Origin of the sequence: Halomicrobium urmianum, from assembly GCF_020217425.1 — an archaeon.
GTDB lineage: Archaea > Halobacteriota > Halobacteria > Halobacteriales > Haloarculaceae > Halomicrobium > Halomicrobium urmianum.
This window is the reverse complement of the sequence record NZ_CP084090.1, coordinates 630713-656315: the sequence shown is the minus strand read 5'-3', so window position 1 is coordinate 656315 and position 25603 is coordinate 630713. Positions and strand designations below refer to the sequence as shown.

The 25603-nt window shown below is 64.4% G+C and carries 38 protein-coding genes and 1 tRNA gene; 6 read left to right on the top strand and 33 right to left on the bottom strand.

What is annotated here, in order from left to right; translation table 11 throughout:
• Nucleotides 1-116: 116 nt before the first annotated feature.
• Both ilvD and LCY71_RS03255 read left to right on the top strand, forming a co-directional pair.
• Nucleotides 117-1844 (top strand): dihydroxy-acid dehydratase, encoded by a 1728-nt coding sequence (gene ilvD / locus LCY71_RS03260; protein WP_225334934.1) that lies wholly within the window; start codon nt 117-119, stop codon nt 1842-1844.
• Between the two features lie 191 nt (nt 1845-2035).
• A complete protein-coding gene (locus tag LCY71_RS03255) occupies nt 2036-2824 on the top strand; it encodes an SDR family NAD(P)-dependent oxidoreductase (protein ID WP_225334933.1) in 789 nt (262 codons plus the stop codon).
• Nucleotides 2825-2884: 60 nt separating this feature from the next.
• Here the strand turns inward: LCY71_RS03255 and LCY71_RS03250 are convergent, their stop codons facing one another.
• Nucleotides 2885-3055 (bottom strand): hypothetical protein, encoded by a 171-nt coding sequence (locus tag LCY71_RS03250; protein WP_225334932.1) that lies wholly within the window; start codon nt 3053-3055, stop codon nt 2885-2887.
• Between the two features lie 231 nt (nt 3056-3286).
• Between LCY71_RS03250 and LCY71_RS03245 the strand changes: the two genes are divergently transcribed.
• Nucleotides 3287-3523, top strand: a complete 237-nt coding sequence (locus LCY71_RS03245; protein WP_225334931.1) for a hypothetical protein — start codon at nt 3287-3289, stop codon at nt 3521-3523.
• A 254-nt stretch (nt 3524-3777) separates the two neighbouring features.
• Here the strand turns inward: LCY71_RS03245 and LCY71_RS03240 are convergent, their stop codons facing one another.
• From LCY71_RS03240 to LCY71_RS03215, 6 genes are all read right to left on the bottom strand, one after another.
• Entirely contained in the window at nt 3778-5634 is a 1857-nt protein-coding gene (locus LCY71_RS03240; protein ID WP_373325148.1) for a sensor histidine kinase, read from the bottom strand.
• Between the two features lie 47 nt (nt 5635-5681).
• Nucleotides 5682-6317: an IS6 family transposase gene (locus LCY71_RS03235; protein ID WP_225334929.1), complete on the bottom strand. Its 636-nt coding sequence runs from the start codon at nt 6315-6317 to the stop codon at nt 5682-5684.
• Nucleotides 6318-6978: 661 nt separating this feature from the next.
• Nucleotides 6979-8025, bottom strand: a complete 1047-nt coding sequence (locus LCY71_RS03230) for a tyrosine-type recombinase/integrase (protein ID WP_225334928.1) — start codon at nt 8023-8025, stop codon at nt 6979-6981.
• Entirely contained in the window at nt 8022-8240 is a 219-nt protein-coding gene (locus LCY71_RS03225) for a DUF7389 domain-containing protein (protein ID WP_225334927.1), read from the bottom strand. Before LCY71_RS03225 ends, LCY71_RS03230 begins: the two co-directional genes overlap by 4 nt.
• Entirely contained in the window at nt 8233-8556 is a 324-nt protein-coding gene (locus LCY71_RS03220) for a hypothetical protein (RefSeq protein ID WP_225334926.1), read from the bottom strand. Before LCY71_RS03220 ends, LCY71_RS03225 begins: the two co-directional genes overlap by 8 nt.
• Nucleotides 8557-8634: 78 nt before the next feature.
• Nucleotides 8635-8799, bottom strand: coding sequence for a CopG family transcriptional regulator (locus LCY71_RS03215; protein ID WP_225334925.1), 165 nt, complete (start codon nt 8797-8799; stop codon nt 8635-8637).
• Between the two features lie 166 nt (nt 8800-8965).
• Here LCY71_RS03215 and LCY71_RS03210 point away from each other — a divergent pair, with 166 nt between their 5' ends.
• The 3 genes from LCY71_RS03210 to LCY71_RS03200 are packed head-to-tail and all read left to right on the top strand — an operon-like array spanning nt 8966 to nt 10197.
• Entirely contained in the window at nt 8966-9283 is a 318-nt protein-coding gene (locus tag LCY71_RS03210; RefSeq protein ID WP_505706963.1) for a winged helix-turn-helix domain-containing protein, read from the top strand.
• A 3-nt stretch (nt 9284-9286) separates the two neighbouring features.
• Nucleotides 9287-9577, top strand: a complete 291-nt coding sequence (locus LCY71_RS03205) for a hypothetical protein (protein WP_225334923.1) — start codon at nt 9287-9289, stop codon at nt 9575-9577.
• Nucleotides 9574-10197, top strand: a complete 624-nt coding sequence (locus tag LCY71_RS03200; protein ID WP_225334922.1) for a hypothetical protein — start codon at nt 9574-9576, stop codon at nt 10195-10197. Before LCY71_RS03205 ends, LCY71_RS03200 begins: the two co-directional genes overlap by 4 nt.
• On the opposite strand, the gene LCY71_RS03195 is transcribed toward LCY71_RS03200, so the two are convergent.
• The 26 genes from LCY71_RS03195 to LCY71_RS03070 form a co-directional block, all read right to left on the bottom strand.
• Nucleotides 10194-10781 (bottom strand): tyrosine-type recombinase/integrase, encoded by a 588-nt coding sequence (locus LCY71_RS03195; protein ID WP_225334921.1) that lies wholly within the window; start codon nt 10779-10781, stop codon nt 10194-10196. The two genes, LCY71_RS03200 and LCY71_RS03195, sit on opposite strands and share 4 nt — an antisense overlap.
• A 1010-nt stretch (nt 10782-11791) precedes the next feature.
• On the bottom strand, nt 11792-12145 hold the full coding sequence (locus LCY71_RS03190; RefSeq protein ID WP_225334920.1) for a HalOD1 output domain-containing protein: 354 nt from the start codon (nt 12143-12145) through the stop codon (nt 11792-11794).
• A gap of 177 nt (nt 12146-12322) precedes the next feature.
• Nucleotides 12323-12736 carry a hypothetical protein gene (locus LCY71_RS03185; RefSeq protein ID WP_225334919.1) on the bottom strand — a complete coding sequence of 138 codons (414 nt, stop codon included), beginning with the start codon at nt 12734-12736 and terminating at the stop codon, nt 12323-12325.
• Entirely contained in the window at nt 12733-12987 is a 255-nt protein-coding gene (locus tag LCY71_RS03180) for a hypothetical protein (RefSeq protein WP_225334918.1), read from the bottom strand. The genes LCY71_RS03185 and LCY71_RS03180 overlap by 4 nt, the downstream gene beginning before the upstream one ends.
• A complete protein-coding gene (locus LCY71_RS03175) occupies nt 12984-13784 on the bottom strand; it encodes a hypothetical protein (protein WP_225334917.1) in 801 nt (266 codons plus the stop codon). Before LCY71_RS03175 ends, LCY71_RS03180 begins: the two co-directional genes overlap by 4 nt.
• Nucleotides 13785-13836: 52 nt before the next feature.
• Nucleotides 13837-14970, bottom strand: coding sequence for a hypothetical protein (locus tag LCY71_RS03170; protein ID WP_225334916.1), 1134 nt, complete (start codon nt 14968-14970; stop codon nt 13837-13839).
• The gene (locus LCY71_RS03165) at nt 14970-15365 is read right to left on the bottom strand and encodes a hypothetical protein (protein WP_225334915.1); all 396 of its coding nucleotides are present in this window, start codon (nt 15363-15365) and stop codon (nt 14970-14972) included. Before LCY71_RS03165 ends, LCY71_RS03170 begins: the two co-directional genes overlap by 1 nt.
• The gene (locus LCY71_RS03160) at nt 15366-15728 is read right to left on the bottom strand and encodes a hypothetical protein (RefSeq protein WP_225334914.1); all 363 of its coding nucleotides are present in this window, start codon (nt 15726-15728) and stop codon (nt 15366-15368) included.
• 75 nt (nt 15729-15803) lie between these two features.
• Complete coding sequence (locus LCY71_RS03155; protein WP_225334913.1) at nt 15804-15998, bottom strand: hypothetical protein; 195 nt, start codon at nt 15996-15998, stop codon at nt 15804-15806.
• Nucleotides 15995-16600, bottom strand: coding sequence for a hypothetical protein (locus LCY71_RS03150; RefSeq protein WP_225334912.1), 606 nt, complete (start codon nt 16598-16600; stop codon nt 15995-15997). The genes LCY71_RS03155 and LCY71_RS03150 overlap by 4 nt, the downstream gene beginning before the upstream one ends.
• On the bottom strand, nt 16597-16872 hold the full coding sequence (locus LCY71_RS03145) for a hypothetical protein (RefSeq protein ID WP_225334911.1): 276 nt from the start codon (nt 16870-16872) through the stop codon (nt 16597-16599). The genes LCY71_RS03150 and LCY71_RS03145 overlap by 4 nt, the downstream gene beginning before the upstream one ends.
• A 13-nt stretch (nt 16873-16885) precedes the next feature.
• Entirely contained in the window at nt 16886-17623 is a 738-nt protein-coding gene (locus LCY71_RS03140; RefSeq protein WP_225334910.1) for a hypothetical protein, read from the bottom strand.
• Between the two features lie 5 nt (nt 17624-17628).
• Nucleotides 17629-18159, bottom strand: a complete 531-nt coding sequence (locus LCY71_RS03135; protein WP_225334909.1) for a hypothetical protein — start codon at nt 18157-18159, stop codon at nt 17629-17631.
• A gap of 2 nt (nt 18160-18161) precedes the next feature.
• Nucleotides 18162-18431 carry a hypothetical protein gene (locus LCY71_RS03130; protein WP_225334908.1) on the bottom strand — a complete coding sequence of 90 codons (270 nt, stop codon included), beginning with the start codon at nt 18429-18431 and terminating at the stop codon, nt 18162-18164.
• A gap of 83 nt (nt 18432-18514) precedes the next feature.
• Complete coding sequence (locus tag LCY71_RS03125; protein ID WP_225334907.1) at nt 18515-18658, bottom strand: hypothetical protein; 144 nt, start codon at nt 18656-18658, stop codon at nt 18515-18517.
• Nucleotide 18659: 1 nt separating this feature from the next.
• The gene (locus tag LCY71_RS03120; RefSeq protein ID WP_225334906.1) at nt 18660-19448 is read right to left on the bottom strand and encodes a type IV secretory system conjugative DNA transfer family protein; all 789 of its coding nucleotides are present in this window, start codon (nt 19446-19448) and stop codon (nt 18660-18662) included.
• Nucleotides 19445-19738: a hypothetical protein gene (locus tag LCY71_RS03115; protein WP_225334905.1), complete on the bottom strand. Its 294-nt coding sequence runs from the start codon at nt 19736-19738 to the stop codon at nt 19445-19447. The genes LCY71_RS03120 and LCY71_RS03115 overlap by 4 nt, the downstream gene beginning before the upstream one ends.
• Nucleotides 19735-20319, bottom strand: coding sequence for a hypothetical protein (locus LCY71_RS03110; protein ID WP_225334904.1), 585 nt, complete (start codon nt 20317-20319; stop codon nt 19735-19737). Before LCY71_RS03110 ends, LCY71_RS03115 begins: the two co-directional genes overlap by 4 nt.
• A gap of 2 nt (nt 20320-20321) precedes the next feature.
• Nucleotides 20322-20864 (bottom strand): hypothetical protein, encoded by a 543-nt coding sequence (locus tag LCY71_RS03105; protein WP_225334903.1) that lies wholly within the window; start codon nt 20862-20864, stop codon nt 20322-20324.
• A gap of 5 nt (nt 20865-20869) precedes the next feature.
• Nucleotides 20870-21463: a hypothetical protein gene (locus LCY71_RS03100; RefSeq protein WP_225334902.1), complete on the bottom strand. Its 594-nt coding sequence runs from the start codon at nt 21461-21463 to the stop codon at nt 20870-20872.
• Nucleotides 21460-22683, bottom strand: coding sequence for a hypothetical protein (locus LCY71_RS03095; protein WP_225334901.1), 1224 nt, complete (start codon nt 22681-22683; stop codon nt 21460-21462). Before LCY71_RS03095 ends, LCY71_RS03100 begins: the two co-directional genes overlap by 4 nt.
• 377 nt (nt 22684-23060) lie before the next feature.
• Nucleotides 23061-23213: a hypothetical protein gene (locus tag LCY71_RS03090; protein WP_225334900.1), complete on the bottom strand. Its 153-nt coding sequence runs from the start codon at nt 23211-23213 to the stop codon at nt 23061-23063.
• Nucleotides 23206-23652, bottom strand: a complete 447-nt coding sequence (locus LCY71_RS03085; protein WP_225334899.1) for a hypothetical protein — start codon at nt 23650-23652, stop codon at nt 23206-23208. The genes LCY71_RS03090 and LCY71_RS03085 overlap by 8 nt, the downstream gene beginning before the upstream one ends.
• 169 nt (nt 23653-23821) lie before the next feature.
• Nucleotides 23822-24382, bottom strand: a complete 561-nt coding sequence (locus LCY71_RS03080; RefSeq protein WP_225334898.1) for an RNA polymerase sigma factor sigma-70 region 4 domain-containing protein — start codon at nt 24380-24382, stop codon at nt 23822-23824.
• A 170-nt stretch (nt 24383-24552) separates the two neighbouring features.
• Nucleotides 24553-24623 (bottom strand) — tRNA-Pro (locus tag LCY71_RS03075).
• A gap of 79 nt (nt 24624-24702) precedes the next feature.
• Nucleotides 24703-25602, bottom strand: coding sequence for an RNA-guided pseudouridylation complex pseudouridine synthase subunit Cbf5 (locus LCY71_RS03070; protein ID WP_225334897.1), 900 nt, complete (start codon nt 25600-25602; stop codon nt 24703-24705).
• Between the last annotated feature and the right edge of the window lies 1 nt (nt 25603).

Here is a 25603-nt window from a genome sequence, read left to right as displayed (position 1 = left end):
GATGGGTCCGGCCCGAAATGAAAGTGCGGTCCACCGGCGAGGTCTGCCGTCCGGCGCGCCGGTCGCCGAACACGGTAGTCCGTGGGCTTAAGGCGTCCGGCAGCAAGGACCACAGTATGAGCAAGCAGGAGCGTCGGGAGCGCCGGAAGGACCCCGACCTGCCGAGCAACGAGGTCACGGAAGGAACGGATCGGGCCCCGCACCGGGCGATGTTCCGGGCGATGGGTTACGACGACGAGGACCTGTCATCGCCGATGGTAGGCGTCGCCAACCCGGCAGCCGACATCACGCCGTGTAACGTCCACCTCGACGACGTCGCCCAGGACGCCTATGACGGCGTCGACGAGAGCGGCGGGATGCCGATCGAGTTCGGGACGATCACCATCTCCGACGCCATCTCGATGGGCACGGAGGGGATGAAGGCCTCGCTGATCTCCCGGGAGGTCATCGCCGACTCCGTCGAGCTCGTCTCCTTCGGCGAGCGCATGGACGGCCTGGTCGTCATCGGAGGGTGCGACAAGAACATGCCCGGCATGATGATGGCCGCCATCCGGACGGACCTGCCGAGCGTCTTCCTCTACGGCGGGTCGATCATGCCCGGCGAGCACGACGGCCGGGAGGTCACTATCCAGAACGTCTTCGAGGGCGTCGGCGCCGTCGCCGAGGGCGAGATGAGCGAGGAGGAGCTCGACGAGATGGAGCGCCACGCCTGCCCCGGCGCGGGCTCCTGCGGCGGGATGTTCACCGCGAACACGATGGCCTCCATCTCGGAGACCATCGGGTTCGCCCCGCTGGGTTCGGCCTCGCCGCCAGCGGAGGACGAGGACCGCTACGAGGTCGCCCGCGAGACCGGCGAACTCGCCGTCGAGGTCGTCGAGGAGCGCCGCCGCCCCTCCGACTTCCTCACCCGGGAGTCCTTCGAGAACGCCATCGCCCTGCAGGTCGCGGTCGGCGGGTCGACCAACGCCGTCCTCCACCTGCTCGCGATGGCCGCCGAGGCCGACGTCGAACTGGACATCGAGGACTTCAACGAGATCAGCCGGCGGACGCCGAAGATCGCCGACCTCCAGCCCGGCGGCGAGAAGGTGATGAACGACCTCCACGAGGTCGGCGGCGTCCCCGTCGTCCTCCGGGAACTGCTCGAGGCCGACATGCTGCACGGCGACGCCGAGCTGGTCACCGGCGAGACCATGGCCGAAGCCGTCGAGCGCGTCGACCCGCCGGCCGTCGAGGACCTCGACGCCGACTTCCTCAACACCGTCGACGACCCGATCCACGAGCGCGGCGCCATCCGCATCCTCACCGGCAACCTCGCGCCCGGCGGCGCCGTCATCAAGATCACCGGCGAGGACCACCTCCACCACGAGGGCCCCGTCCGGGTCTTCGAGAACGAGGAGGACGCCATGGCGTACGTCCAGGAGGGCAACGTCGAGTCCGGCGACGCCATCTGCATCCGCAACGAGGGACCGCAGGGCGGCCCCGGTATGCGCGAGATGCTCGGCGTCACCTCCGCCGTCGCCGGCCAGGGACACGCCGAAGACGTCGCGCTGTTGACCGACGGCCGCTTCTCCGGCGCCACGCGCGGGTTCTCCATCGGTCACGTCGCCCCCGAGGCCGCCGTCGGCGGCCCCATCGCGGCGCTACGGGACGGCGATACCCTCACCATCGACATCGACGAACTGGAGCTGTCCGTCGACCTCACCGAGGAGGAAATCGAGCAGCGCATCGAGGAGCGCGACGAGCCCGAACCCCAGTACACCAGCGGCGTGCTGGCCAAGTACGGCAGCGACTTCGGCTCCGCCGAGAACGGCGCGGTCACGAACCCGGGCGCCAAGCAGGACTGAGCGCGGGTCGCCTCGCAGCCGCCGCCACCATTTGCTGCCATCTTCTGGCATCTAGTGGTACGAAACGGTAGCAAATGGTGCCAGGTGGTCGAGGCGCTGCCGGTCGTTCCGGGTCCAGCGCTGCCCGGCCGGAGCGACCCGGAACCGGGGCCTGCACAGCAGTTTAGTGCCAGTCAGCCGTCGCAGTGCGCATGGGAGACACAGCCTTCGACTTCGCCGACGACACCGTTATCGTGACAGGCGGTAGCTCCGGCATCGGCCGGGCGACGGCGCTGCGGTTCGGCGAGGCCGGCGCGACCGTGATCGTCGCCGACGTTCGCCGCGAGCCCAAGGACGTCGACGCCGAGGAGCCCACGGACGCCCTGGTCGAACAGCGCAGCGGCACCGCCGAGTACGTCGAGACCGACGTCTCCGACCCCGACCAGGTCGCCGCCGTCGTCGAGGCCGCCCGCGAGTTCGGCGGCGTCGACGTCATGGTCAACAACGCCGGCCTGTTCGCGGAGGGGTCGATCACCGAACTGGACGTCGACGACCTCGACGCCATGCTCGGCGTCAACGTCCGCGGCGTGTTCGCCGGCACCAAGGTCGCCGCGCGGGACATGCTCGACCGCGACGAACCGGGCGCGATCGTCAACACCGCCTCCATCAGCTCCTCGTTCGCCCAGTACGGCCAGGTGGGCTACGACGCCACCAAGGGCGCCGTGCGCATGCTCACCCGCGGGGCCGCCCTCGAACTCGCCGAGACCGGCATCCGCGTCAACGCCGTCGCGCCCGGACAGATCGCCACCGAGTTCAACGAGGGCTGGACCGAGGAGGCTCAGGAGTCCAGCCGGGGCGACGGCTTCCTCAAGGACATCCCCATGGAGCGGGCCGGTCACCCCGAAGACGTGGCGCCGGCGATCTGCTACCTGGCCAGCGACGCCGCCGGCTACACCACCGGCGAACTCCTCCACGTCGACGGCGGCTGGCACACCTGCTGACGCGACCGTGCGTGCCGCGCGCCGGAGCGAGAAAACGGCGGTCGCGGTTCGGTCCCGGCGCTATCCCTGCTGGTCGGTCTTGACGGGCCGCTCGCAACTGGGACACCAGGCCCAGTCCTCGACGAAGTGAACGTCCCGGTCGAAGTTGTGGTCCGGCATGTCCGGGTCCGGCTGGTGCTTCCCTCGGTACAGCGGTTCCGTCCGCGTCCCGCAGCGTTCACACGTTCTCATCTGATTGGGACGCCGTGGCCGACGCCCTTGTCAGTACTTGCCAGACACGCCACAGTTGCGGGCGAGGTGTCGACGCCGAGCGCAGCGTTTACCAGATCGATACGATTCGAACCCACGTACTTCCTGCCTGGGTCCACTCGCTGGCCGGTAACGAGACGTTTCCGCACCGCTAATCGCCGCTTACCCCTCGAAACGGGAACGGGTTTACCCGATAACGAGGGTCCCTCCCGTATGGTCCTGGAGGCACTCCCCTGGGTGAATCGGGAGACGTTCGATCAACTGGCCGGCATCACCGGCATCGGGTGGACGACGTCGCTGCTCGGCTTCCTCTCGTCCGTGATCGGCTACGGCAACGGCGTCATCAGCCGGTTAGTTACCGACCCCTCGTCGCTGCTGTACCTGGGCGGGCTCTTCTTCCTGACGACGCTCGGGCTGGACCGGCTGTCGAACCGACTGCAGGACGACTGATCGCCGGAGGACTCACTCCGTTCGTACTCCGAGCCCGCGCTCACTCCGTTCGACTGGACGCCGGCAGACTCCCGCTGGTCGACTCCCGAGCCCAGTCTCGCTTCGCTCGACTGGACGCCGGGGCCCGACTGTGGCGGCCCGCTACCCGTCTTCTCACCGAACCGCACCCGCTGTCGGAATCGACCGCCGACGCCGGAACTCGAGCGATCGATCGGAGCGAGCTCCGTCGAGCACAGCACGTCGCCCCGAGCGCCCTACTCGTCGACCGCCGGGAGCGTGAACGAGACCGCCGTTCCCCCGCCCGGCTCGGAGTCGAGCCAGACGTCGCCGCCGTGGCGTTCGACGATCCGCTCGCAGAGCGCGAGTCCGATCCCGGTGCCAGCGCCCTCGGCGCGGCCGTGCGCCCGCTCGAAGACGTCGAACACCCTGTCCTGATCGGCCGGATCGATCCCGATGCCTTCGTCCCGTACCGTCACCGTCCAGCGACCGCCGTCCCGCTCCGCGGAGACGTGCACGGCCGGCGGATCGTCGCCGCTGTACTCGATCGCGTTCTCGAGCAGGTTCTGGAACACCTGTCGCAACTGGTGTGCGTCCCCCTCGACGCGCGGCAGCGAGGCCACGGTGATCGTCGCGTCGCTGGCCTCGATCGCCACCTGGAGGTCCTCGCGAGCGTCTTCGAGGACGGCCTCCAGATCGACCGGCTCCAGCGGATCGGCCGCCGTCTCGACGCGAGAGTACTCCAGCAGCCCGTCGATCATCGCTCGCATCCTGTCTGCGCCGTCGACGGCGAACCCGAGGAACTCCCGTCCCTCGTCGTCGAGTTCGTCCTCGTAGCGCCGCTCGACGAGCTGGAGATACGTCGAGACCATCCGAAGGGGTTCCTGCAGGTCGTGTGAGGCCGCGTACGCGAACTGCTCCAGTCGCTCGTTTGACTCCTCGAGGTCGGCGACCAGCCCTTCGAGCTCCGACTGGTACTGCCGGCGCTCGATGGCCTCCGCGAGGATGTTCGCGACGCTCTGGACGAAGGAGACGTCCTCGTCGGTGAAGGTCCCGGTGTCGGCGTCGTGCGTCCCCAGGATGCCCCACGGCTCGTCGAACGGCCCGACGACGGTGCTGATGCCGCTGTGGACGCCGTGGTCCGTCTGCAGACCGATACCGCCGAACCGCCCGTCCGTCTCGACGTCCTCCACGACGGTCGGGGAATCGTTCTCGAGGGTGTACGCGGCCTGCGAGTCCGCCTCGACGGCGGACACCGTCGTCTCCCCGACGAGGCCGGCGTCCCAGCCGACGCCCTGTCGAAGCAGGAGCGTCTCGCCGTCGTCGTCGAGATCGAACACCTCGCAGTAGTCGGTGTCGAGGACGTCCGCCACCTGCCGGCTCGCCTCCCGCATGAGCTCGTCGAGGTCGTCGGTTTCGAGCGCGAGCTGCCCGAGGTCGGCCACGACCTGCTGCTGACGTGCCTGCTTCGCGAGCTCCCGCTCGCGCTGCTTGCGCTCGGTGACGTCCTGAGTCATCGTCAGGATGGCGTAGACCCCCTCCTCGTCGGTCAGCGGATGCGTCCGAGTCTCGAACGTCCGCCCCTGCATCTCCACCTCGAACGTCGTCGGCTCGCCGTCGAGCGTCGCGCGGTAGTTCGGCTCGAAGACCGCGAGGGCGTCCTCCGAGTAGACGTCCGCCGCTCGCTCGCCCCGCAGATCGTCGGCGCTGATGTCGACCTTCTCGAACCCCTGGCCCGCGACGAGCGTGTGCCGCAGCTCCTCGTCCAGGAGCATGACCGCACCGTTCGGGAAGTTCTCCGTCACGGTTCGGTATCGCTCCTCCGACGCCTCGAGCCGGTCGACCGTCTGCTCCAGCTCCGCCTGGGTCTGCTGTAGCGCCTCGTTGCGCCGTTCGAGCGTGTATGCACGCGTCTTCGCCCGGGCGTCGTGCCTGCCCGCGGCGAAGCCGGCCACGGCGGCCAGTGCCGGCAGGATGAGGAAGTTGTTCGCCGGGTCGTTGAGCTCGGCGACGAGCGCGATGAAAAGGAGGATGCCGACCATCACCCCGACGGCGCGGAAACACCAGCTAGCGACGGTCGTGTAGAACTTCGGGCGGACGTCGGCCTCCGGCAGGCGATAGGCGCCGTAGACGAGAACGCCCCCAGAGCCACCGGTCGTGTTTAGTTAGAAGCATTGTGCCAGCGAGCGAAACTCTGGAGCCAGTTTTCGGCTGTTTCTGGTTCGACGTGGCTGAAGCAATTCGAGAACGACGAGGTTCGGCGCTTGAGTTCTCGAAAAATCCGTTCGATAGCATTCCGATTTCCGTGGCGAGATATCTGAAATCGGAGGCCTGCTCGTTGCAATGCAGTTTGGAGGTGTTGGGCACCATCAACGAGAAATTCGGCTGTTTCGATGTCGTGTTTCTGCTGGAGTTCGCGGAGAAATATTTCGGTGAGAGCGGTGGTCGTCGTCGAAAAAAGCCGGATGTGCAGCAGCTCGTTTCTAGCAGGATCACCGGCGGCGTACAGCCAGAATTGCTGATCGTTGATCCGAATCACCGTTTCGTCGATCGCGATCTGATTCGGCGATTTCCCTGGTTCTGGCTGTAAATCGGCTTTCTGCACCCAATCGTGGATCGCTTTCCGCGACCGATCGACACCCAGGTCCTCGAGCAAATCGACGGTATTCGACAGCGATAGCCCCGCAACGTGCGATCGAATACCCAGCATCATCGCCGGCTCGGGTGTCCGCTCGCGCTCCACAAAACTCAAATCTATCCAGTCGCTACTGCCGTTGAGGCGGGCGATTTCTGCCATGAACCAGCAAGAAATTCTCCCGCCTCACTTTTCACGCTTAACTAAACACGACCGAGCCACCGACCAGAATCGAGATGATCACGCTCTCCTGAAGTGACCCGCTTCGGGCGGCCCCAACGAACGGCCACGCCACGGATAGGAGAACGTATACGCCCCCGAGCGCCAGGATAGCCCGTCGCCCGCCGGCAGCCCGGAGAAACCGGGTGAGAAGACTCATCGACGTTTTGAAGCGGAGCCAGACTGTTATGGGTTCTGAATCGGTGGGCAGTGGTCCTGCAGTGCTCTGTCGGTGCTTGCCAGAGCCCGAACACGTGGCCACTACTGTTCGCCGTGCAGACCGCTCCGTCCACGCCGCTGGAGCCGATCGTGATCCGCCCGTATCGAACCGCCATGGCCCGTTACGGACAGCACCTTCGCGTTCCTGCTGTCGCTGGCCGCCTCGCTGCCGCCTACGCGACCAACCACGTCGACGAGACCTGAAACAGCAACTACGAGATGAACACCGACCTTGCCGAGATCGTCACCGAGAGTCTATAGCAGCCACTCTCAGAGTGATCGCGTCAGAAGTTGAAGTGGGACCGCCGAGGATGCCTTCGTAGGAATTTTCGAAAACTCTGCCGGTACGAGTCGCCTGGACGTGGATCTGGTAGTGGTGGATTGCTCATGCTTCACCCTCTGGATCGAGGTCGAGGTAGTCGATGTACGGGCGACGGCGCTTCTCCAGCCGCTCGCGCTCGGTCGCCTGGTCGTAGTACGATTCGATCACTTCGAGCGTGGCGTTCACCCGTTCGGAGACGATCTCCGCCGGCAAGTTACAGTCCCGCTGCCACGTGATCGACCCCGTCCGAACCCGGTGGGGCGACAGCGACGACGGGCACTTGCTGGCCTCGTGGATGTGGAGGTGCTCGCACGTCTCGCGCTCCTTCCCGTGCGGACACGGGCTGTGCAGGCACGGCTGCGTAGCGAGGTACGTCCACACTCGAAGCGTGTTCTCACTGGCCCGGCCCTGGGTCGTCGTGAACAACGGCTTCCGACCGGCATCGTCGTGGCTCCCCTCGCGGTGGTGCTTGATGTAGTAGTCCAGCACCTCGCAGACCACTTCCGGCAGCCCCACGGCCCGCTCACCGTTGCTGTCGTTCTTCAGGGGCGTGTCGGACTCCGGCCGGTGGTGGAACACTACGAATCGTTCATCACTGTGGTAGTCGCGGAGATCGAGCCCGCGGATGGCTCCGATACGGGCACCGGTGAACCATAGCAGCTCGAGGAGCGCGTGCTTCACCGTCCCGTAGTGATCCGGGTCGCTCCGGAGCGTCTGGAGCAGCACGCGAGCGTCTTCTGGGTCCAGCATCTCGTCGTTGGACTCCTCGCCGTCCGGGATCGACGGAACATGGACCTTCTCGGGAAGACTCTCCGGTACGACGTCGATCCGGGCCAGGTACTCCAGCCAGTTCTTCAGCGTCTGCATCTCGCCGTTCAGCGTGGACGGCGAGACATCGTGGCCGCGCCGGAAGGTCTCGTACTCGTCGAGATACCAGCCGGTTAGGTCGCCCATCGACTCGATCTGCTGCTCTTCAGCCCACTCGACGAAGTGCTTCAGCCGGTACTTCCACGACTTGACCGACGCATCGGCGGCCTCGACCTTCCGGTGGTCCAGGTAGCGATCTCGGGCCTCGCGCGGGGAGAGGTCGGGTGCTTGCTCTGCGGTCACGCGTCGATCTCCCCCAGTTCGCTCTGGTCGTCGGCGAGCCGGGGACCCTCGTCGGGCTGGATTTCCCGGTAGTCGCCGGCCCAGTCGCCCATTTTCTCGCGGACGGCGTCGACTCGGTCAGTCAGCGTCTCGACGTCCGGCGCGGTGACCTTGCACTTCTGGGTGTCGTCGCCGCGCTTCAGCTTGACCGTGTAGGTGAACGCGTCGTCAGTCATCTGCGACCACGGCGTCCCCACCGGAACTCTCCGGAATCTGCTTCGCTCTCTCGCGCCACGCCGGGTCGGCGACACGCTTGCACTTCAGGTACCTGTCGCCTTCCCCACCGTCGTAGCGCTCCGTCTCGACGCGCTTGATGGCCAGTACGCGGCGGGGCGGGACCTTCGTAGTGCGACCGCTCCACTCCTTCATCCACAGCCAGCCGTTGTCTCGGACGCGGGCGTCAGCGACGTAAACCGGGCCCTGATCCTCGATCTCGACCACGGACGGGCGTCGGTCGCCCACCGTCTCAGGATCGATAGGGTCGAAGCTCATGGGCCCTCCTCGCTGTCGTCACCCTTTTCGTCCAAGGCGTCCTCACCGAAATCGGGGGCCTGGCCAGCACTGGACATGTTAGGCGGCCCCCTCGTTCTGAGACTTCTCGCCGTTCTCGTCCACACACAGCACCGGATCGTTGCACTCGAAAGGAGTAGCCTCGTGCTCCCGGATGATGTGGCGTAGGTACTGCGAATAGGTCATTCCGTGTTCTTCGGCTTCTTCAGCGATTCTCTCGTCCATCTCTGTTGGCATAGAGACGGACACTGAGAGACTTCTACGTGCCATTGCATTACCAATCAATTAACCGCTGAGTAATATAGTTTACGACGAGTCTAATCTCACTGCACGAGTCTAATAGGACCCAATCAGCAGTATGATGCCCAGTGGGTTTGATAATTAACCAAAGATGCGATATTCGGGAGATTGGATGGTTCTTGCTGACGATAGGATTCTTGAATATATACGAGAGAAAGGGTCTGGACGGCCTAAAGAGATGGAAGACAGTGGGTATGTCCGATATACCCGGTCGTACATTTCACAGCGTTGTAAGAAGCTCGTCGAATACGGACTACTCCAAGATCTCGGGAATGGAGTCTATACCATCACAGAGCGTGGAGAGCGTTACTTGGACGGCGAGATCGACACGTCCGAAGACGCTCCCGACGAGATTGAATCGCCGTTTGGGGATGGGGTGGACAACGGGGAGGGAGAAGAAGAGGCCTGACGAATGGACGGACGGAAGTCGGCGTACTGGATGATGCAGGTCGACGAACGGATCTTAGACTACCTCGATCAGGAGGATTGGGCCACACCACGAATGATGGCCCGTGACCGCTGTTTCTCCGTCTCTGAGGGGTTCATCTGGGAGCGGTGCCAGATGCTCCGCTACGTCGGATTCATCGCACAGTTCGGCCGCGACATGTACGAGCTGACCAACGACGGGAAGCTCTACCTTCAGGGCGAGATCGACGCGCAACATCGGCCGACACCGACTGTTGATCGGGTGCTACGTAGATGACTGAACAATCCGATTTGACCGATAAGCGGAATGATCCACAGGCACAGGACATAGTGAGGGCAATCGAGAGATTCGTTCAGATATTTGAAGAGCGAGCAGGGAATCACGCTGCGGACGTAATTCTCGATAATCGGAAGCTGTATGGCGGATACATCGATCAAGAGCCAGAGAGATTCATCGAGGACAACCTGATTGCTCCGATTGCTTCTGCCCTGAACTTAAACATCCGCTTCCGGCCAAAAGGATTCGATGGGCTCGAAGGTCGGATACCGGATTTCACCGCATTAGACCTCGAAATAGAAAACTTCGGTGAGGTGAAGACACCAGGAGGAATAAAGGAAGCCCGAACAGAGTCCGTTGAATATCTCGATATGGCAACTGAACGCCCGATAGTGGGCATCGCAACAGACGGATTCACGTGGATTCTATACTCGGCAGGAGAAGATGAGGATCCTATCTATACTAGCCACGAGCGTATTTATGAAATCATCCGGAAGATTCGGATGGAACAAAGTCATGAACGGGCTGATATGAGATCCCGACCGCCACTCCGCGAAGAGGCATATAATCTGGTATCTGAGTTTTCAAAGAGTGCAATCGAGAATCGATTTGACCCTTAGAGCCAGTCGACTTTCTCACGCTCTCGCAGCTGGGCCTCGGGCGTGTGGGTCCCGCGGTAGTGATCAAGGAAAGTATCGAGATCGTCCCAACCGCCCCAGTCGCAGACTACCATCGCGTCGACGTCGGCGCTCCGTAGCGAGGTCGCCCAGGTCCGTCGGAGATCATGCATCCCGACGTACTGCCAGCCGGGCTCGCCGGTCTCCTCGCGTAGCGTCTCGGTTGCGTCGGCTATCCACCGCCGGAGCGTTCGCGTCGAGGCGTCGACTACAGGCGCGTCTTTCGGTGCCTCTCGGACGTCCCCGACCGTGCGGATGGTCGTGGCGAGGTTCGGCGGGATCGGCGTCTCGCGGTACTTGTCGGTCTTCGCGCTTGACCACACACGGAGCATTGTACCCGCGTCGGTGTCGACGACGTGCTCAGGTGCGACGTTCAGCACCTCGGCGGACCGCAGCCCGCAACGGACGGCCAGCGCGATAGCGATACGTCGCTCGGTATCCTCAAACTGATCCAGCAGTTGCTCAACCTCTCGCTCGGAGAGCCACACCTTCATGCCGTCTTGATCATCGTAGTCTTCTAAATTCATGTCCGGTATGTTCGCTTTGCGGCCAGAAATCCTAGAATCTTGGGGTGGATCGGGCCGATCTCGGGGATGATCGGGGCAGGATATGTCCGACTCTTGGTGCAGAAGCGGACAGGAGTGGCATATTGCACAAATGTCAATTAAATAGGATCCAATATATACCATCGACAAACAATAGAAAACGGTCCAAAATGCGGTCGACTATTTTCCCAGTCAATAGGATCAGAATAAATGATAATAGACGGACAGATACATTCTCTGTAGCAATCTCCGATCCATATATCATTCCAAGGTTAAAGAATTCGAATATATACTCGATGAATAGATTCTTTCCAAATATAGTCGGGTCCATAATTTGACCATGTAACAATGTGATAGTAAGTCCAATAATAATTCCTCGTATGATATATATTCTAAATACTCCCTCTCTGACTATATATCTCGCTTCTTTACTCATGTAAGAATCCCCCGCATCATATCTTCTGATATAAAATCCGAATGGCAATATGATTATACAAGGGATGGGGATCGCCCAGAAGGGTAGTACTGGAAGCACTGTAATTGCTATTATTAGTGCTGATAGAGTTGTTAACGAAGCGAATTTAATAAGGTCGGTTCTTGAGGGGGAATCACGTTCCATAGAACGGATTTGGTAGGTAGCGATATATAAACGGATATGCTATCTTTAGCCACTAGAGGATGGAATAATACGACTGAGTCCGACTGTGTCCCGAGAAGCGGACACCCTGTAGGGAGATACTCACTGAGCTGAACGAACAATCCGAGTTGCGTCTGACACCTGTCCTCGTATTCACGTCATCCGACGAGGCAGAAGACCTTGCTCGCTCGTACAAACTCAACGCGAATGCCGATCTCCAAAAGCCATCCAGCACAGAGGAATTCACCGCGCTCGCTAAGGCGATCGAATCCTTCGGGCTCAAGTAAGCGCATCTTCCACCGAAGTAAACTGAACCCACCGTGAATCTGAATTACCCAAAATAGGGAAACTAATCTCAGCGGTCCTCTTGTATGGAGATACTGGAAACATCTATGTCGTCGCTGGGAGAAAGTCGGATTTCATCGTTCTCAACGACTGTAATGGAGTATCCCTGGTACTGGAAACGAACTCGACACTTAGTTGTATTCTCACCAGTCTGGCAGAGAGCATTGAGCGCATCGGGATCGATGCTCTCTTGAAGTGGTTCGAGTGAGGTGGCTGGTGTATCTTCGAGCGCTGCAACGCTCCGAACGACAGCCACACCTATTGATACATCCTCAACCACGTCGAGGTTGACGCAGTACGCCTCAAGTTTGGGGTCCCAATTGAGTGCGTTGTCCATGATTTTGGGAAGGTCAGCAACTGTCATCTCCCAGCATCAGTGATCTATTTTGAATATTGATAATAACTTCGACTAAATCGGTGAATACATGATTAATTGTGACTTAGGAAATCAGTTCGTATATCTACTGACTGTTTCACTGGATCGGTCCCTGATTAGAATGCTAGTTTCCGGGGGTTTGGGAAGCGGACACCCTGACGATCGTCACAGCGTGCCCGTCACCGCTGCCCGTCCGCCGTGCTTCCAGGCCCAGTCGATCGGCGTCACGATCCCGAAGGCGTGCTGGAGCACGTCGTCGGCGGCGACCAGGGCCAGCACGACCACGATGGTCTGCCGACCGCGCGGCCAGTGCTCCCACCACGTTGGTCGTAGAGGAGCGAGCAGCAGCAGCGCACAGGCCGCCAGCGCTAGCGTAGCACCGACGCTCGGATAGCGGGGCCACACGGCCACGAATGAGAACAGCCCGACGAGCGCGGCCAGCAGCGCCAGCCAGGGATCACGCCGCGGATACCAGTCCCAGACCGTCAGGATCGGCACCAGTGATAGCAGCACCGCGAGTGTGTAGTGATGCGGGAGCGCCGTCGAGCCGTCCGGCACAGCGTGGTACGGGAAGCTCACGCTGCGCCGTCACCTCCGCCGCTCTCGTCGCCGCTCACGGCCTGCTGCATGGCCGTCTCCTCGTCGGTCCCCGGTGGAGCCTGATAGGGCAGTTGCGCGGCGACGAGACGGCCGAAGCCCTCGATGCGCTCCATCCCGTAGCGCGTCGGGACCGCCATGCCGGACAGGAACCACAGCAGCCCGAACGCGACGGCCTGCGCGTCGGGCAGCGAGGGGATCGGCATGCCGGCCTGGAGCGCCGGCCCGATCACGCCGGCATCCCCTCCGTTCGCACGTAGTAGCCGCTACCGATCACCAGGGCCGCCAGTGCCCACGCTTCGGGGGCCAGCCCCAGGATCGTCGTCTCGGTGTCCGTCACCCGGACGTCTTCGAGCAGGGCGTTGAGTTCCTGCTGCTGTGCCTGTAGCTGCTCGCGGAGTTCCGCGCGGTCTTCTTCGAGGTCCGTGATCGTCTCCTGCCAGCGGTCGCTTACCTCGTCGGGGTCCGGCGCGACGTCCTCGGCGTCCTCCATCCAGGGATCATCAAGGTAGCCCGTCCCGTCGTCCTCGTAGTCGACCGGAGCGTGCGGGTCGGCCTCCTCGGTGCCGTCCGTCGTGCTGTCGTAGTCGGTCCCGCCCTCGCTGGTCCCCGAGTCCAGGGAATCGTTGCTCGTCGGGGAGCCGGCCGTCTGCGTCGGGCTCGTGTAGTCGCTCCCCGAGTCGCTGCTGTCCGAGTCGCTGGTATCGAGATCGTCGGTGTCCGTCCAGTTGCTCTCGTCGTCCTCGTAGTCGTAGGGGTCGCTCTGGTCCGACGAGTCGGCCAGGTCCTCCTCACCGTCGTAGGTGTCCGCCGTCACGTCCTCGTAGTACGCCCCGCTGCCGCCGGTCGTCGGCGGGGTGTACGTCGAGTCGTCGCTGTCGTCGCTGTCCGACGTGCTGCCCGAGTCGCTGCTGCCCGAGTCGTCGCTGTCGTCGTCCCAGTCCGTGTCCGCCCCGTCGTAGTCATCGTGGCCGTCGAGGAAACCGGGATCATCGACCAGGCCGTCCCCGTCGCTGTCGCCGGTCGTCATGCGTCGATACCTCCGTCCGTGCCGCCGTTCTCGGCGGTGTGATCGTTATTGTTCATTGTCTATTTCTCCCGTAGAGGAATGCCTGCCCAGTTGACGGGTCGTTGGGGTCGTACAGCCGGACAGAGTTCACATCAGTTACCTGTGGCCCATACCCCTGAATCATATATCTTGCATTTGATACGCCGGTTGCTCGGGCGAGTGCTGGATTATTGTCGAACGGGACAATCCGAGTTTCACTGTGAGCCGGGTAGCCCTCCCAAAAAGTGTGTAAGGAGAAGGAATCTGACGTGACTTCTCCGTGGCCATCTGTGTCGTCGTAATATTTATATTGGTAATCGCTGCTCGTTATACCATTAATCCTCATCCGGCAATACTGGTTAGATCCACCGCCATGTCCAACTATGTCCACGATGGCCCGATACTCGTCGTACCCCCCTCCGGAAAGGGTGACGTCCATCTGCGAGCCCGAATCTGAATCGGTGGCGGAGTCTAACAGCACCCACTCTCTGAGGTCGCTGGCGTGCTGGCCGTCCACGGTATCCGCGTCGCCGCTGATCGAGACATTTGCGCCGTCGACGGCGGTCCGTGCCTCGCTGTCTGAATAGCGGGAGTGGTGGGCGCTGTTGTTGCTGGCGTGGTTGTCGAGTTCGTTTTGCGTGGCGGTGTCAAACGACAGGTCCCCGGTGCCGACCGGGTAGCCCGACAGGTTCGACAGCGCGATGTTGCCCTCTTGGACGGCGATGTTGCCGCTCCCGTCACCCGCCAGGGCGTTCCCCAAGGCTGCCTCGGTCGGGCCGATCGCTCCGGCCGGGATCTGCACCTGGCCGTTGGCGTCCATCGTCAGGCCGTTGCCCAGGTCGACGGCGAGATCGTCGTTCGCGTCGAGCGTCAGCCCGTCAGCGAACGCGAACGCTAGCGCCTGCTGGGAGCGGGTCAGCGGGGCCGAGACAGTCACCGGGTCGTGGTGATCGGCCGGCGCGACGTGCTTGAGGTTGTCGTGGCTGATGTAGCCCGTCACCTTCCAGGTGCCGTCGGACCCGTAGACCTTCGCTTCGCCCTCGCTGGTCCCGTCGCCGTCCGGGTCGGCGTCGGTGACATACCACGACTCCCCGACGTCCGGATCAGTCGGTTCAGCGGCCTGCACGTAGTCCCAGCCGCCGCCACTACCGCCGTAGAACCGGACCATCAGGCACCCCCTCCCTCAAAGAGGATGCCCACGCCGTCGCCGGACGTGTTGGCCCGGACGTGAATCGCGGACGTATCGGTGACGTCGAAGCCCACCGCGTCCCCGGTGCCGGTCATGCAGATAGGCTGTGCGTCGGCGTTGCCGACCCACACGTCCGATCCGTTGCCGCTCAGGTACGTGACGAGGACCGTCACGCCCTCCGGAACGGAGTGCGAGGGGAGCTGCTCGACGGTGGTGCTACTGGTCTGGTACTCCAGGGCAGTCAGGCCGTCGTTGTTTTCCAGCGCGTCCGTCTGCCGGCGCTGCTGCGTTTCGTTGGCCGGCGCGTCGACGTCGCCCGCTTGGTTCTGGACGTTGCGGATCTCCTCGACGTCCGTCTGAGTTTCGAGTCCCATCTACTCAGTCACCTCCCAACCGATCGGCTGGATAGAGTAGCGACGCGTGGTCGAGTCGTCCAGATTCCGGACGATAATCTTCATCCGGCTCTGGAACGTCCGCGCCGGGATGAACGTCGGCGTCATGTCGTCGACGTCCGTCGGCGGGATCGGCGCAGGCCCGTAAACGGGCTCCTCGTCCATCCACACCTCGTAACTGCTGTTGCGATACTTGCTGATGGCGAGAATCGGCAGCGTGAACTCCGTTACCCGCTGCTTCGGGCTGAACGTCACGGTGAGCTTCTCTCCGGGGTCGAGTCGTCGGCTGATCGGATCGTTGTACGGGGCCGCCCCGTCGGGCGGCTCGGGAGTGACGAGCGTCACGCCTCTCCCTCCTCGATCCGTCGGCGCTCGCGCTCGATCTCGTCCTCGTCCATCTCCTCGCGTTCTGTCTGTATATCAGGCATCAGTCGGGTTCACCTCCTCCTCGATCTCCTCCACTCGGTTCACCACACCAGGCCGGTACTCCGTGCCGTAGAGCGTCCGGTCGTGGCGGTCTACGCGGTCCTGAAGCCGCCGACCCTCGCGGTAGAACGCGACGGCGGCCGTCCCGGTGATCGTCGCCGCCGCGCCCTGGATCAGCGTCTCGATCACGCCGATCCCCCCAGGTTGCTTGCGAGGTCGACATACGGGCGAGACACCCACAGCAGCGCCAGCAGCAGGATCAGGCCGGCGACCGGCCCCGCCCACTCCGGCAGGAAGTACGCGAGCGGCCCCTGGCCGCCGCCGTCGGTGTCATCGCCGCCCGTCAGGCCCGGCCAGCCACCGCCGTCGTCGTCGGGATCTTCGGGAGTTGCCGACTCTCCCGACTCAACAGTGACGGTCGCCGTCTCCTCGCCTGTGTTGTCGCCAGAACCGGGCAGGTGGACGTTCGCGCTGACAGTGACCGAATCGCTCGAATCCGGGGCCGTGAACGTCGCCGTGTAGGTTTCATTCTTCGCGCCGATCTCGGTGATCGGGTGGCACATCGGCCCCACGTCCTGGGTCTGCGAACCGGGGCCGTCGAACTCCACGACGATCTCGTACCCGGCGTCTTCCCCCTCGGTCGCTTCGCAGTTGTCGGCCTCCCAGGGGTTGACAAATAGCGCCCAGTTCTCCACGTCGGCCTCGACGTCGAAGGCCTCGCCGGGCTGCACGTGGTCGGGTGCCCGGACGTCGGTGAGCTTCAGATTCCCGCCCTTTGCGGTCTGCGTCACAGTGATCCCTCCTGATAGGCCAGGAACAGCCACACCGCCAGCATGGCCGCGTTGGCGAGCGTGGCCGCCAGGATCAACTCGTCCGTCGACCACTCGCCGCCGCCGAGCGTCGACGTGATCGGTCCCTCTGTCGTCCCGCTCTGGTCGTCAGCGACACTGGCCGGGTCGTCGGCATCCGTGGCCGTCGTCTCGAAGCTCACGGACTGCTCGAAATCCCCGCCAGTGCCGCCGCTCTCCCAGACGGGCGTGTAGTCACTCGAAAAAGTGGACACGTTGAAACCTCCGTTAGGCGTTGCCCATGTCCTGCTTGATGGCCGCCGTCAGACCGGGCACCTCGCGGGACCCGATCTTGACCGGCACGTTCAGCAGGGCGTTCGTCGGCGTTGCACCGTCGCCGTCGGGGTCGGACCACCGCACCGTGTACGGCGCGTTCAGGTAGACGTCGAGCGTCATGTCCGACGCGAGCCACGGCTGGCCGGGCGAGTCGCCCAGGTCGAAGAACTCCGGCTGCTCCTGCTGGGGCGACGGGTGGACCAGCCCCAGGTTGTCCTTCCAGAGCCCCTGACTCGCGTCAGACGACGACTCAGGCACCGCCTTCCGAACCTCCATCGTCGCCGGAGCGTCGCTGATGTAGTAGACGTGGAGGTTGTTGCCGGTGCCGGAGTCCGTCACGGTGATCTCGTTGGCCGCGTAGTCCACCGAGTCCGGCGTCCCGTAGTAGGTCCCGCCGATCCAGACCACCACGGACTGCGTGATCGGCGCGTCGACCACCGAGTGCGTGAGGCTGAACGTCTCGGTGTCGTCGGCCGTCGCGTTGGTCGTGAAGCCCTCGTAGGCCGGCACAGCGACCCGGAACGGGTTGCGTCGGCCCTGGCGGACCATGTGCGGGGTGTCCATGTAGTCGCGCAGGATACGCGACCGCTGGCCCTGCGTGTTGACGCTCTGGGTCCCCATGTCCTCCGGCGTCACGTGACCGGGCCGGCGGTCCACCTTCCCCAGTCGATTGCGTAGGTCCTGATTCATCAGTATCACCGGCTGTGCTGCTCGACAGCGGACGATTCGATGTAGAACTCGGAGTTGGTCCAGTCGATCTCGGCGTCCGAGTCCATCATCAGGTACGCCTGGTCGATGTCGCGGACGTCGAGATGCGGGATAGCCTCGCCACCGTTCGGGGCCGACTCGGGAGCCTGGAGGACCACCTTCACCGCGTCGATGTTGTCCCGGTTGCGCTGCTCCTTGAGGCTCAGCGTCTGCCAGTCGGAGATGTTAGACACCTCCTCGCTGACCGTGAGCTTGTCGTTGGACCCCGACAGCGACAGCGCCACGTAGATTTTCGAGTTGATCGGGAGCGGGTCGCCGTTGGCGTCGCGGAACTTCGCGTAGAACGGGATGCCCTGGCTCTGCTCTCCCTTCTCGACCGAGTTGATGAACCGGAGGAACTGGCCCCGAGTCGGGTCGATCCCGAGAACGGGCGTCGGCTCCGGCGAAGCCGGCGCGTTCGTGAATGTCTCGACGTTATCCGCACTCTTGCCGTTGGCGGCGTAGATGTCTTCTCCCATGCTCAGTTACCTCCCTCGCTGACGCGAGTCCGCAGCTGCTCGATCACGTGGACGCCACCGCCGAGGGCGACCTTCCGGCCGACGTCCCCACCGTAGAGAGCGCCGCCGAAGGCGACGGTTCCGCCGTAGACCTCGTCGGGGAGATCCCGACCGGCCTTGTCTTCGACTCCGTACTTGACGAGTGCCGGCCCCAGGAAGCCCGCCACGACGTACCCGACGTCGAGCGTGTACTCCGTGTCGGCCAGGGTGCCGAATGCATCACCAAAGTCCATGCGAGCCCACTGTTTAGACCCTCTATCCTTCAAGAACCGACGAAAAAGCGCCTCGGGGTGCGGCCCTCCGCCGCACCCTGCCGTCAATACCTGGTGTCGTCCATCATCACGCGGACCACCTCGGCGTTGCACGGCTCACTTCCCGGCCGCTCGGCGGCAATTCGCTGGCGGATCTCCTCGAATCGCTCCGTATCGTCGCCGCGCAGGGTGATCTCGGTGCGTGTCATGTCAGGAGGGGATGTGGATCTCTTTGCCGGGCGCTCCGACGTGCTCGCTCGTCATCTCGACGTCCGCCGAGTTGATCCGCTCACGGGCTCCAGAGTCATCCGAGTAAATCCACTCCGAGCCCGTCACGGCCCCGCTGTCGTCCTTCCACTTCCGGACGGAGATGGGGCCGTCGTCGTCGGCTAGATCGTCGGGCAGGTTGACCACCTTGTGACCCCCGGAGCGGTGCACCTCCTCGGGGTACTCGACCACTCCCGCAAGTTTCGAGAGGTCCTGATCGGACTCGAAGCCGCCGAGTTGACGGGCGGTGCACTGCGCCAGGATCGTCTCGTTGATCTCGCTCAGGCGTTGCGTGATCCAGGCGGCGGACTGTCCCTCACCGCGTCCGGTCGTCGCCAGCCCCTTGATCGGGTCGAGCAGGCCGCCGCGCTGGGGCGCAACAAAGTGAGCCTCGTCTATCACCCACAGGATGTTTAGAGACGAGCGTCGGCCGGCCTGAACCGCCTGAGCGCACACCTGACGCCAGTCCTCCTCGCTCATGTGAGAGTGGCGGGCCAGGACCACGTTGCCGTTCTGCTCCAGCAGTTGCCGGTAGTGGTCGCCGGTCCACTGGTCGCGCTCGACCGGCCCGGCGATCCAGTGCTTCGCCATGCCGCCCTTGACGAGTCCCCGGTACTCGTCCTTGTAGTCGAGCAGGCACACAGCGTCGTACTCGTCCAGATTCTCCTCGGTCGTCGCCTGGCACATCCACGACTTGCCCCAGCCGCTCGCGGCTGCCAGTAGCAGGTTCACGTTTCGGCCCCGTCGTCGCTCTGGTCGGTGTCGACTACCTCGGAGATCTCCTCGGCCGGGTCGGTCGTCGTGAGCCACATCACCTCGCCCTGCTCGGACGCCACCCGGACAGCGTGGCCGTCTGCCAGCACGTCGAGGTCGAAGGCGTCGAGCAGCAGCCGGTCCGGGCGGTCGGCCCGATCGGGACCGCTCGGGAGCAGCAGCCGACCGGCCGCCCTCCCGAGGACGTAGATAGCGGCCGCGTAGACCAGCGCCTCAACGAACTCCTCACCGTCGACGTCGAAAGTCATGCCTCTACCTCGCTGGTGTTGGCCTCGATGCCGGCCTTCACGTCCTTGCTCGGGCCGGCAAGCAGGTCCTCCAGGGCGCGCTCTTTGGAGACATCGACCACGCACTCCTCGAAGACGTCGAGCGAGAGACCGAACTGGGACCGGACGTGGTGATCCGCCAGCGTCCAGTCGTCGGCTACGTCGCCGGCCTGACGCCGGTAGGCATCGGCCCAGTTCTGGATCTGCTGCTGCCACTCCTCGCTGCTCAGGCCGGCGTAGGCCGTCAGGTCCGCCGGGTCGGCATCGCTGTCCTGTAGGGCCTCGGGTGGGCACGTCTCCAGCCACGTCTCGACAACAGACGGCCCGCCAGGCGTGTACGCCTCGATCACGTCGCACAGCATGGCCACCCGATCCTCTCGGGACTGGCCGGCCAGGTCGTCATCCACGTCGATCTCGAGCTCGTCGCGCTGGTCGATCACCGCGTCCCTGATGCCGCCCTCAATCTCCGCCAGGATCTCCGCGAGGTTGCGGATTCGCTCGGAGTCGTGGGGGTTGTTGATCTCTTCCCGAATCTGCCGCATCCGCTGTAGCTTGTCCATCATGGTTACAGGTCGCTGAGAAGGTCGCTCGCCAGGTCGGTTTCCGTCACGATAACCACGACCACCAGCATGGCCGTCCCCGCGAGGACGGCCTGGCCGGGGTCCATCTCCTGGCCCATGCCGGACTCGGCCAGCCACTCGTCGACCGCGTCGTCCAGGGCCATCGGCTCCGACCGGGCCAGGTCCGCGATGGTCTCGGCGTCTTTCTCGGCCGTGCCGTCGCCGTCCTCCGCGATCTCGCCCAGAAGGAACGCCAGCATGTCGACGTACTGGTCTCCCCAGGACTCGGCGGCTCCATCGAGCGCCGGCATGGCGTCCTGCTGGCCGCTCTCGTCGCCGTCGCTACCGTCGGTACTCTCGTCCGCGTCGTCGGACTCGGCGGCGTCCTCGCTGTCGTCAGCGCCGGCACCGGCCTCCGCTTCGACGTCCGCCGGGTCCACGTCGAGGTCATCAAGGTCGACGTCGGCCCGCTCGTCGTCCTCGATCGGCGGCCGCTTGTCCTCGTCGTCCTGCTCGCCGGGGTCGGGCTCCTCGGTGTCAGCGTCCACCACGGTCACCACGCCTCCGTGATCGGCTCGGCGTCGTCTTCCTCGACGGGTTCGGCCTGCTCGCTCTCCACTTCGATCGGTTCGTCCGAGTCGTCGGAGCCGCCGAGCAGGAGCAAGGCGACCAGCACCAGGACCATGCCACCGATCAGGGCGGCGACGGGGACACCACCGCCGCTGCTACCACCCTGGTCGCCGTCGCCACCGTCGTCGGGAGCGCCCTGAGCGGTGCCCTCGTCGCCGCTGTCGCCCTGGTCGTCGGTGCCGCTACCACCCTGTAGCTGCTGCTCGTACTCGTCGGTCTGATCCATGTCGTCCGGTTCCTCGGGGTGATCGTTCTCGCTGGTTTCCGCCGCTTCAGTGCCCTCGTCCGCCGCTTCGCCCTGGTCGTCGTCCCCGGCGTCGTCGGGAGCGCCCTGAGCGGTGCCCTCGCCGCCCTGGTCACCGCCCTCGTCGGGCTCCATCAGTGCCGCTCGGAGCGCTTCGACGTCCTCGTGAGCGTCGTCGGCCTTCGCATTGATGTGCCGGCGGACACTGCCAGCGCTCTTTTCGCCGTCTTCGTTGTAGTCGCACCCCTCAGCGGGGCAATCTGGTCCTGTCATGAATCACTGAGTGTCCCCTGCTCGGGGTCTCGAAACTGCTGCTGGTCGGTGCTCTCCTGGCCGCTCTCGGCCCCCATGCTGGGGTCGTCGCGCTCGTCGGCGAGGAGACCGCCCTGGTTGACCGCCGCTTCAGCGGTGCTTTCCCGCCCCTGAGCGGTGCGGGGGTCCGCTTCAATCGCCAACTCGGACTGCTGGTCAGGGCGCTGTCGCTCCCCGGTGAGGTCGGCCTGGGCGCTTTCAGCCACCTCCAGCACCCGCTCGGAAGCGCTGCTTTCCGCCGCTTCAGCGCCCTCGTCCGCCGCTTCGCCCTGGTCGTCAGCCCCGTCGGTGGTGAAGTGGGTGAGCGTCCTCACCTCGGGGATGCTCGCCGGCATCCCAGCGAGCGCATCGAGGAGGGTGTGCAGCCGGTCGGGGTGGAGCGGGGCCTGGTCGTTGGCCTCCCGAATCCGGTTGATGGCTCGCCACGCCTGCCGGGTGTTGATGACCGACTCTCGCACCTCCCCCAGCGCCGCTTCGAGGTCGGCGGTACCGCCCTTGTAGCCCTGCCAGGCCTGCCGTAGAGCACCCGCTACCTCCGGCGTTACCTCCATCTCGGGGTACTCGTCGCCCCCGATCGTCACCAACTCCTCTTGCTCGGTTTCGGCTGGGCGCTCGTCTAGCAGCTGCTCGATCTCCTCTTGGTCGTATCCGCAGCGCTCCTGAAGGAACTCGCAGGCTCCCGTGTCGCCGTTCTCACAGTGGCCGCGGATGTGGTCGCACTCCTGAGCTATCGCCTGCTGCTGGTACTGCTGGCCGCGCTCCTCGCCGGTCGGGCCGGCGTCCATGCGGGTGTCCTGCTCATCCTTCTTCGCCCGCTTCGCCGCTTCACGGGCCTCGCCGGTCGTCGTCAGGTCCTCGGACCAGTAGGTGAGCCAGTCCGAGACCCCTTCATCGAGATACGCAGCCTTGGCTGCTCTCGCGGTCATCACGTCGGTTTCGGTAAAGTCGATTTCCTCGCGCTCCGCGTCAGTCAGGGCCGCTGACCCGGCCGACTCGCCGCTGTCGGTCTTCGAGTCCGCGGCCTGCCGGCGAGCGTCCTCGATGACGTGCTCCGGCGTGCCCTGGTCAGCGAAGGCGACCGGCTTCAGACGCCGGTCGTCGTCGCTGCACAGGTACTCCTCATACTCGTCGCGGGCGGCGTCGGCTGCCGCCTTGCTACCAAACTCGATTCGTGTGGTCACGGTGCTGCTGTCACCACCATACCAGCAGTACCGGACTACCCTAGGATAAAACCTGTTAGGAAATTGATTGTTAATCAATCAAGCAACAGCGAACGGGGGCCACACTGGTCAGTAGCCACAGATACCTTCGGCAGACAGTTTTATAACAGGGGCCGGAGTCCGGCGGCGCATGGACAGGTTGGTAGACCTACTGGTCCTGCTCGGAGCACTGCTGATAATAGGAATCGCGCTTGATGCGTGGTCCCTGGGATAGTGATTGGAGCCCCGTCTTCGCCAGCTATCCCTCAAACAAACGAATCTATAGGCCTGTTCCTAATTGGTGGGCAGATGACAGAAGAGCGTCAATAAAAACAGACCGGAAGTATCGTTGAACTTGGCTATTCGTGCCAGCCGCGGGAACCACCCCAGTCGCGGGCGTCTCGCCGGGTGAGGTGGGTCTGCTGGAGGTCGGTCAGTGCGCCGACCGTCCGGCGACGGTCGTCATCCTCGATCTCGGCGAGCAGGTCGTCACGACGAGTCGACTCACTCACCGTTCATCACCTCGGTTCGCGGCGTCAGCGGGTGGATGGCGACGGTTCCGTACTCGATCGAGACGAGTCCAGTGTCGGTGAGTGGCCCCAGCACTTCCTCCCGAATCAGTTCCTTCGGTGTGTTCGGGTGCGACTCCCGGCAGAGGATGTCTTCGGCGACGTCCACCGACAGCGTCCGGCGTTCCTCGCCGGCCAGCGCGAGGTAGGCATCCGCCAGATCGGGGTCACGCGGTAGGACGTAGCGCGAGCGCTCCGAAGCGGGGAGGAACTCGTCGAGGGCTTCGCGCACCACGTCGCTCTTGGCTTCGCCGTGAGCGTCGAGGTAGTCGGTGAAACGAGCGGCTAACTCGCCCGAGAGGCGCGCTTCGGCGCGTTCCTCGCTCCGGTGACGGTCGGTCGCATCGGAGTCACCGGGCAGGCGGCTACCGGACGAACTCATGCCGCCCTCCTGTCCGCAGATCCAGCGGTCGCTGCGGACACAGATGAAACGGGGGTTCGGCTACCCCGCATCCGGGGGGCTGCTAACCCTGGGTTCGCTTCGACTGGACGGTATGGTGGCGGACACCCCCCCGCACGTCGCTGTGAGGGTAGGGTGGGGGCCGGGCTGGTCACCGTCCTTCACCCCCGACATTCTCGCGAGCGTCGGCCAGCAGGTTACCGACCGTGCCGGGCGACCGATCGGTCCGACGAGCGTACTCACGGACTCCTTCGCCGCCGAGGTCGACGTGCAGGTACGCATCCTGCTGGGCCGGCGTGAGCGTCGTCAGATCGGCATCACGCGGTCGGCCGAAGCGGAGCCACGTCGGGGGCGTCCGGTACTCGCGGCCGGTGTCGAGATGGGTCACGACGATCTCGCCGCGGATCCAGCGCCACCAGAGGCTCGCCAGGTGAGCGCACCAGCCGCGGTAGCGACTACTGGCGCAGTCGCACTCTGCACGGAGCGTCTGGCCGGCCAGCGCCCACGTGACGCGGTGGGGCTGCTCGCTGCCTTCCAGCCACACCATCCGCTCAGCGTCGTTGACAGCGCTGCCTCTGTCGCTCTCTCGCTGGGCGCGTCGCCACGACTCGCTCATCTGCCAGCCGTCGGGGAACCGCAGCCGATCGGGCTCGCCGAGTTGCTGGTCGAGGGCGTCGGAGGGCGACCACGTGGGCCGACTCGCGCGGCTCACGGCTGACACCTCCCGTTGTCGAGCGCCGGGCACCGCTTCGGCACCCGGTCGATGACGAAGCCGCAGAACTTGCAGATCGCCCGCTGCTCGGACTGGCGAGACGGGCGGCTCACAGGGACCACCTCACAGCGAAAAAGCGGCATAGAGGGCCGCTAACCTTTATGTTGGAGTGGGACCGCCGAGATTCGAACTCAGGTCCGACGCACCCCATGCGCCGAGGATACCGCTACCCCACGGTCCCGCGTTTAGGTGCAGGGGGGTGTACTAATTAAGGGCTACGATCCAGTCCCGTCGCTGGCGGGGGATCACGAGAGAGACAGTCACACTAGCACGCGCTCTAGTTCGACTACGGTCCCGGAATCGGCGTCGGGGTCGCCGACCAGCACGCCGAGACACACGGCGGCGCCGTCGGGCGTCACGCAGAGGACGTCCTCGTCCCGCTCGCCTTCGGCGTCGATCACGCCGGGCGCGTAGACGGGCGCGCCCTGAGCCACCTCCGCCGCCGCGCTGGGCGCGATGGTCACCTGCGGGTACTTCCCCAGCGCGCGTTCGGCGGGGGACACGGCCTCGCGGAGCGGCCTCTCGTCGCCCAGTTCGGTCCAGTCGGCCAGGGCGTCCCGGAGTTCGTGGAGGGTCACGAGGCCGGCGTCGTCGAAGTCCCCGGTGGCCGTCCGCCGGAGTTCGCCCATGTGAGCGCCCGTCCCCAGCGCCAGGCCGACGTCGTGGCAGAGCTTCCGGACGTAGGTCCCGGACTCGCAGCGCACGCGCACGAGCGCGCGGCGGTCGTACTGCTCCAGCACGTCCAGTTCGTGGATCTCGCGCTGACGGAGACGACGCTTGACGGCGCTCTTGCGGGGCGGCTTCTGGTAGACGGCGTCCTCGAACTCGCCGACGACCTCGTCGAAGTCGGCGGGCGCACGGTCGTGGAGTTCGAGGATAGTGACGTACTCCTTGTCGGCGTCGTCGAACACCTGTGCGGCGCGGGCGGCGTCGCCCAGCAGGATCGGCAGGCAACCGGTCACCTTGGGGTCGAGCGTGCCGCCGTGGGCGACGCGGCCGACCTCGGCGTCCGCGCCGACCTCGTCGAGGGCGTCGTCGATCATGTCTCGGACCCAGGCGGCGACCTGGTGTGCGGAGGGGCCGGGCGGCTTGTCGAGGTTGACGACGCCGAAGGTGAGCAGGTCGGCCGGCGATCGGTCGTCGGGCGGGCCACGGACCATC

Coding starts and splice junctions, on each gene's coding strand:
- ilvD (WP_225334934.1), top strand. CDS start 117: ATGAGCAAGCAGGAGCGTCGGGAGCGCCGGAAGGACCCCGACCTGCCG.
- LCY71_RS03255 (WP_225334933.1), top strand. CDS start 2,036: ATGGGAGACACAGCCTTCGACTTCGCCGACGACACCGTTATCGTGACA.
- LCY71_RS03250 (WP_225334932.1), bottom strand. CDS start 3,055: ATGAGAACGTGTGAACGCTGCGGGACGCGGACGGAACCGCTGTACCGA.
- LCY71_RS03245 (WP_225334931.1), top strand. CDS start 3,287: ATGGTCCTGGAGGCACTCCCCTGGGTGAATCGGGAGACGTTCGATCAA.
- LCY71_RS03235 (WP_225334929.1), bottom strand. CDS start 6,317: ATGGCAGAAATCGCCCGCCTCAACGGCAGTAGCGACTGGATAGATTTG.
- LCY71_RS03225 (WP_225334927.1), bottom strand. CDS start 8,240: ATGACTGACGACGCGTTCACCTACACGGTCAAGCTGAAGCGCGGCGAC.
- LCY71_RS03220 (WP_225334926.1), bottom strand. CDS start 8,556: ATGAGCTTCGACCCTATCGATCCTGAGACGGTGGGCGACCGACGCCCG.
- LCY71_RS03215 (WP_225334925.1), bottom strand. CDS start 8,799: ATGGACGAGAGAATCGCTGAAGAAGCCGAAGAACACGGAATGACCTAT.
- LCY71_RS03210 (WP_505706963.1), top strand. CDS start 8,966: ATGCGATATTCGGGAGATTGGATGGTTCTTGCTGACGATAGGATTCTT.
- LCY71_RS03205 (WP_225334923.1), top strand. CDS start 9,287: ATGGACGGACGGAAGTCGGCGTACTGGATGATGCAGGTCGACGAACGG.
- LCY71_RS03200 (WP_225334922.1), top strand. CDS start 9,574: ATGACTGAACAATCCGATTTGACCGATAAGCGGAATGATCCACAGGCA.
- LCY71_RS03195 (WP_225334921.1), bottom strand. CDS start 10,781: ATGAATTTAGAAGACTACGATGATCAAGACGGCATGAAGGTGTGGCTC.
- LCY71_RS03190 (WP_225334920.1), bottom strand. CDS start 12,145: ATGACAGTTGCTGACCTTCCCAAAATCATGGACAACGCACTCAATTGG.
- LCY71_RS03175 (WP_225334917.1), bottom strand. CDS start 13,784: ATGACGACCGGCGACAGCGACGGGGACGGCCTGGTCGATGATCCCGGT.
- LCY71_RS03170 (WP_225334916.1), bottom strand. CDS start 14,970: ATGGTCCGGTTCTACGGCGGTAGTGGCGGCGGCTGGGACTACGTGCAG.
- LCY71_RS03165 (WP_225334915.1), bottom strand. CDS start 15,365: ATGGGACTCGAAACTCAGACGGACGTCGAGGAGATCCGCAACGTCCAG.
- LCY71_RS03140 (WP_225334910.1), bottom strand. CDS start 17,623: ATGAATCAGGACCTACGCAATCGACTGGGGAAGGTGGACCGCCGGCCC.
- LCY71_RS03135 (WP_225334909.1), bottom strand. CDS start 18,159: ATGGGAGAAGACATCTACGCCGCCAACGGCAAGAGTGCGGATAACGTC.
- LCY71_RS03130 (WP_225334908.1), bottom strand. CDS start 18,431: ATGGACTTTGGTGATGCATTCGGCACCCTGGCCGACACGGAGTACACG.
- LCY71_RS03125 (WP_225334907.1), bottom strand. CDS start 18,658: ATGACACGCACCGAGATCACCCTGCGCGGCGACGATACGGAGCGATTC.
- LCY71_RS03115 (WP_225334905.1), bottom strand. CDS start 19,738: ATGACTTTCGACGTCGACGGTGAGGAGTTCGTTGAGGCGCTGGTCTAC.
- LCY71_RS03110 (WP_225334904.1), bottom strand. CDS start 20,319: ATGATGGACAAGCTACAGCGGATGCGGCAGATTCGGGAAGAGATCAAC.
- LCY71_RS03100 (WP_225334902.1), bottom strand. CDS start 21,463: ATGACAGGACCAGATTGCCCCGCTGAGGGGTGCGACTACAACGAAGAC.
- LCY71_RS03085 (WP_225334899.1), bottom strand. CDS start 23,652: ATGAGTTCGTCCGGTAGCCGCCTGCCCGGTGACTCCGATGCGACCGAC.
- LCY71_RS03070 (WP_225334897.1), bottom strand. CDS start 25,602: ATGGTCCGTGGCCCGCCCGACGACCGATCGCCGGCCGACCTGCTCACC.